The organism is Sphingomonas sp. CCH9-E2 (assembly GCF_001557215.1).
Classification (GTDB): domain Bacteria; phylum Pseudomonadota; class Alphaproteobacteria; order Sphingomonadales; family Sphingomonadaceae; genus Sphingomonas.
In genome coordinates, this window is the sequence record NZ_LSJM01000314.1 from 1 (window position 1) to 4,466 (window position 4,466).

Sequence of the window (4,466 nt, forward strand, 5' to 3'; positions counted from 1 at the left end):
GATGAGCTTAATGCACTAACAAACCAATCGGTCCACTCGGTGGGGGCAGACCAAAATTTCGCTCAACTCTTTTCAGTCTCGTCTAGGGGCTTTGGCGAGGGCGCACGATCGGTTGGTGAGCGATGAATATCAAGAAATCGGTCTCGAAGATATCATCTGGAGTACGGCCGACACGTTGGGAGTAATTCGATCGAGACTCGACATGGATGGTGAAAATATCCGTTTATCCGGGCGTGCGGGTGTCATGGTTGCGATGGCCATCCATGAACTGAGCACAAACGCGATAAAATACGGTGCGCTGTCTAACGAGGTTGGATCGGTAATTATTCGATGCAGGTCTCTATCTGCTGATTCCGATTTTTTTGAGATCACTTGGACGGAAACTGGCGGGCCGTCGGTTCAAACACCGTCAAGGCAAGGCTTCGGGTCGCGCTTGATACGCCAAGCATTGGCTTCAACCATTGGGGGGAGCGCACATTTCGCATTTGAGCCAAGTGGCTTGATTTGCACAATTTCGGGGAGGCACAGCCTGAACTCCTGAGCCGACCAGCTGCGCGAGCAAGGGTGCAACAGCAGGGTTGAGCATTCATTCCCACGCTGGACCCGAAGTCATGATGTGAGCGCGTACTTCATGAAACTGCTCCCGTGCGATTGCGGCATGCCTAAACGCTCGTCGATAAGTGGGAGCAGATGACGGCTTGCTTTAAAGATGTTCCCAAAATGTTCTTTCCTACAAGCCCTGTCGCGTATAACTGGTTCCCCCTCAACGTGACGGACGGGGTGGGGGATGATCAAGCAACCGTATATGCGCTGGACGCAGGATACCGAGACGGCGTTTCTGCTGGCGCTCAAGGCGACGGGGACGGTGCGCGCGGCGGCGGATGCGGTCGGGCGGTGCGTCGGGTCGGCCTATAAACGGCGGCAGCGGCGGCCGGAGTTTCGCGAGCGCTGGGACGCGATGGTTGCCGAGTGGCAGGCGCAGTGGATCGAGCAGCGCGGGACCAAGGTCGCGGAGACTGCGCCGCGCGAACGCTGGGACGGGTGGTCGGACGTGCGGCGGCGGGCGTTTCTGCGCGCGCTGGCCGAGACGGGCGAACTTGCGGAAGCTGCGCAGCGGGTGGGGATGTCGCGCAGTGCGGTCACGCGGCTGAAGGCGCGCTCACCCGAATTTGCGGCGGCGTGCGCGGCGGCGCTGGCGCGGGCGCTGCCGTGCCTGGAGCAGGTGGCGTGGGAGCGCGCGGTCGAGGGCTGGGACGAGCCGATCGTCCATGGCGGCAAGGTGACGGGGACGCGGCGGCGCTATTCGGAGACGCTGCTGCGCACGCTGCTGGTGCGCGAACAGGCGGCGCGGCAGGCGGAGCGGGTGGTGGCGGCGAAGGCGCGGACGGTGCCGGACTATGCCGCGCCGGACGAAACCGATGCGGCGTTGCTGAAGGCGCTGGACCGGATCGCGCAGGGGCGGCGGCGCGAGGCGCTGGTGCGCGCGGATGCGTGGCAGGAATATGAGCGCGCGGTGATCGCGGGGGAGCGGCCGGGGCTGGTGCCCTGAGCTGCTTGATCCTCCCCGGAACGGGGAGGTGGCAGCGCGTAGCGCTGACGGAGGGGAGCGAGGCACTGGATGCCCTTGCCTTGGGCCCCCTCCACCATGCTGCGCCCACGGCTTGCTTCGCAAGCCGGTTCCGCTGCTGCGATGTGCCCCCGGCACATCGCTGCTCGCAGCTACACCCCCCTCCCCGTTCCGGGGAGGATTTGGCGGCATCCTCCCCCGGTCCGGTCAGAGGTCGTTCCAGCCGTCGCCGCCCGCGACGGCGAGCTGGAGGTTGGCGCGGGCGGGCTTGCGGGCCGGCTGGCGCGCGGGGGCTGAGGCGGTGGCGCGGGGCGCGTCGGAGCCGCCGACGTTGAACTGGCTGGCCTGACCGCTGAGCATTTCGACTTCGCGCGACAGGTTGCGGGCGGCGGCGGAGGTTTCCTCGACCATCGCGGCGTTCTGTTGCGTCGACTGGTCCATCGAGGAGATGGCGACGCTGATCTCGCGGATCGCGGTGGCCTGTGCCTCGTTCGCGCTGGCCATGTCGGCGAGGAGGAGATGGACTTCGCCGACATCGCCCGAGATGTTGGCGAAGGCGGCGTCGACGTTGCGGACCATGTCGACGGCGGTGCCGATATCGGCCTGGGTCGCGGTCAATTGTTCGCGGGCGCGGCCGGCCTCTTCCTCGGCGCGCATGGCGAGGGCGGAGACGAGGTCGGCGACGACGGCGAAGCCGCGTCCGGCTTCGCCCGCGCGGCCGGCTTCGACCGCGGCGTTCATGGCGAGGACGCGGGTCTGGAAGGCGATCTTGTCGAGGCCTTCGATCACGGTGTCGATGCCCTTGGCGCTGTCGCTGACGCGGGTCATCGCCTGCACCGCTTCTTCGGTGGTGGTGCGGCCGGTGGCGACGCTGTGGATCGCGCCATCGGCACGGGTCACGGTGCGCTCGGCGGCTTCGGCGTTGGACTGGAGCCGCTCGCGCATCTGCGACACGGCGGCCGAGGTCTGTTCGAGGCTGGCGGCATTGGCTTCGGTGCGGCGGGCGAGATCCTCCGACGCCTGCGCGATTTCGGTCGAGCCGGTGGTGATGCTGCGCGTGCTGTCCATGACCGATCCGATCAGGTTGCGCAGCGAGGCGAGCGCGGCGTTGAAATTGTCCTTGAGCTCGGCATAGGCGGGCGGGAAGGCAGTGCGGATGTCGGCGGTGAAGTCGCCGTTGGTCAGCGACCCCAGGCTGGTGCGCAGCGTGGTCACGACCTCTGCCTGCTCGGCGGCGCTTTCGATCTGCGCCTTGGCGGTGTCGCGGAAGGTGAACATCGCCCGGGTCATGCGGCCGACGCAATTCTGATAGTCGGTATAGGCGATCGGGCTGTCGAGATCGCCGGCGGCCAGCGCCTCCATGCGGACGACGGTGTTGACATAGGGATCGCAGATCGCCTTGCGGAAGCGGAGGCTGAGCGCACCGGCGGCGACGGCGCAGACGGCGTTGATCCCGGCGGCGACCCAATCGCCCTTGACCAGTTCAATGAGGCCGGTGAACAGGATCAGACCGACAGCGTACCGAACGCGACCAGTGTCTTTTGACGGATTGGCGCTATCGCCTCGAACCAGTGCATCATCTTCGTGCCTTTCCTTCGTTGCTACAGCGTAACGGTCTAAGTATAGGCAGGCGGTCCTGTCGGCGGTTTCCGGCGGTGCGATGTTTGAGCGGGCCGCAATTGGTCGAGGGTCGCTGAAATTCCGATTTTGTAACGGATTCAGTGGTGTGGACGCCATCCTGTGTCAGTGCTGTGGTATTGGCCCTGGGATCGGGATTAACCGGTTATTGAGGGTTTCGACCGGGTTGCTCCCGTGGCGCGGGGGCGCGGATTCATTTCCCATTTCCTGCGCGCATCGCATCGCCTAACGCTGTGCGCATGACCTTTACCGCGAAAATCCTGTTGCTGGGCTCCGGGGAACTGGGGCGCGAGTTCGTGATCTCGGCCAAACGGCTGGGGGCGCAGGTGATCGCGTGCGACGCCTATGCGGGGGCGCCGGCGATGCAGGTGGCGGACGGGTGCGAGGTGTTCTCGATGCTCGACGGCGATGCGCTGCGTGCGGCGATCGACCGGCATGCGCCCGACCTGGTGGTGCCGGAGATCGAGGCGATCCGGACCGAAGTGCTGGCGGAGGTCGAGGCGGCGGGGGTGACGGTGGTGCCCTCGGCGCGCGCGACGATGATGACGATGAACCGCGACGCGATCCGCGAGGTGGCGGCGGTCGAGCTGGGGCTGCGCACGTCGCGCTATCGCTATGCCGAAAGCCTGGACGAGGTGCTGGCGGGGGCCGCGCACACCGGGCTGCCGTGCGTGATCAAGCCGGTCATGTCCTCGTCGGGCAAGGGGCAGACGACCGTGCGCGATGCCGGGAGCCTCGAGGCGGCGTGGGACTATGCGGTCGCGAATATGCGCGGCGACCGGCGGCGGGTGATCGTGGAGGAGTTTGTCGATTTCGATTACGAGATCACGCTGCTGACGGTGCGGACGCGCGAGGGCGTCGTCTTCTGTCCGCCGATCGGGCACCGGCAGGAGCGCGGCGATTATCAGGAAAGCTGGCAGCCCGCGGCGATGACTGCGGGCGCGATCGCGGCGGCGCAGGAGATGGCGCGCAAGGTGGTGGACGATCTGGGCGGCTATGGCCTGTTCGGGGTCGAGTTCTTCGTGAAGGGCGAAGAAGTGATCTTCAGCGAGCTGTCACCGCGGCCGCACGATACCGGCATGGTCACGCTGATCTCGCAGAATTTGACCGAGTTCGACCTGCATGCGCGCGCAGTGCTGGGACTGCCGGTGCCGGAGGTCGTGCTGCGCGGGGCGGCGGCTTCGGCGGTGATCCTGGCGGATCGGGACAGCGAAGCGCCGGGCTATGACGGGATCGCCGACGCGCTGGCGGTGGCTGGCGG

The 4,466-nt window shown here is 66.3% G+C and carries 4 protein-coding genes; 3 read left to right on the plus strand and 1 reads right to left on the minus strand.

Going from position 1 to position 4,466, the window contains the following annotated elements; translation table 11 throughout:
* Nucleotides 1-55: 55 nt before the first annotated feature.
* Nucleotides 56-541 carry a sensor histidine kinase gene (locus AX681_RS22050; RefSeq protein ID WP_156442668.1) on the plus strand — a complete coding sequence of 162 codons (486 nt, stop codon included), beginning with the start codon at nt 56-58 and terminating at the stop codon, nt 539-541.
* Nucleotides 542-787: 246 nt separating this feature from the next.
* Complete coding sequence (locus tag AX681_RS14820; RefSeq protein ID WP_066682441.1) at nt 788-1,549, plus strand: hypothetical protein; 762 nt, start codon at nt 788-790, stop codon at nt 1,547-1,549.
* A gap of 225 nt (nt 1,550-1,774) precedes the next feature.
* Here the strand turns inward: AX681_RS14820 and AX681_RS14825 are convergent, their stop codons facing one another.
* The gene (locus AX681_RS14825) at nt 1,775-3,304 is read right to left on the minus strand and encodes a methyl-accepting chemotaxis protein (RefSeq protein ID WP_231733628.1); all 1,530 of its coding nucleotides are present in this window, start codon (nt 3,302-3,304) and stop codon (nt 1,775-1,777) included.
* 140 nt (nt 3,305-3,444) lie between these two features.
* Here AX681_RS14825 and purT point away from each other — a divergent pair.
* The coding region (gene purT / locus AX681_RS14830; RefSeq protein WP_066682445.1) for a formate-dependent phosphoribosylglycinamide formyltransferase at nt 3,445-4,466 on the plus strand (1,022 nt) is incomplete at its 3' end.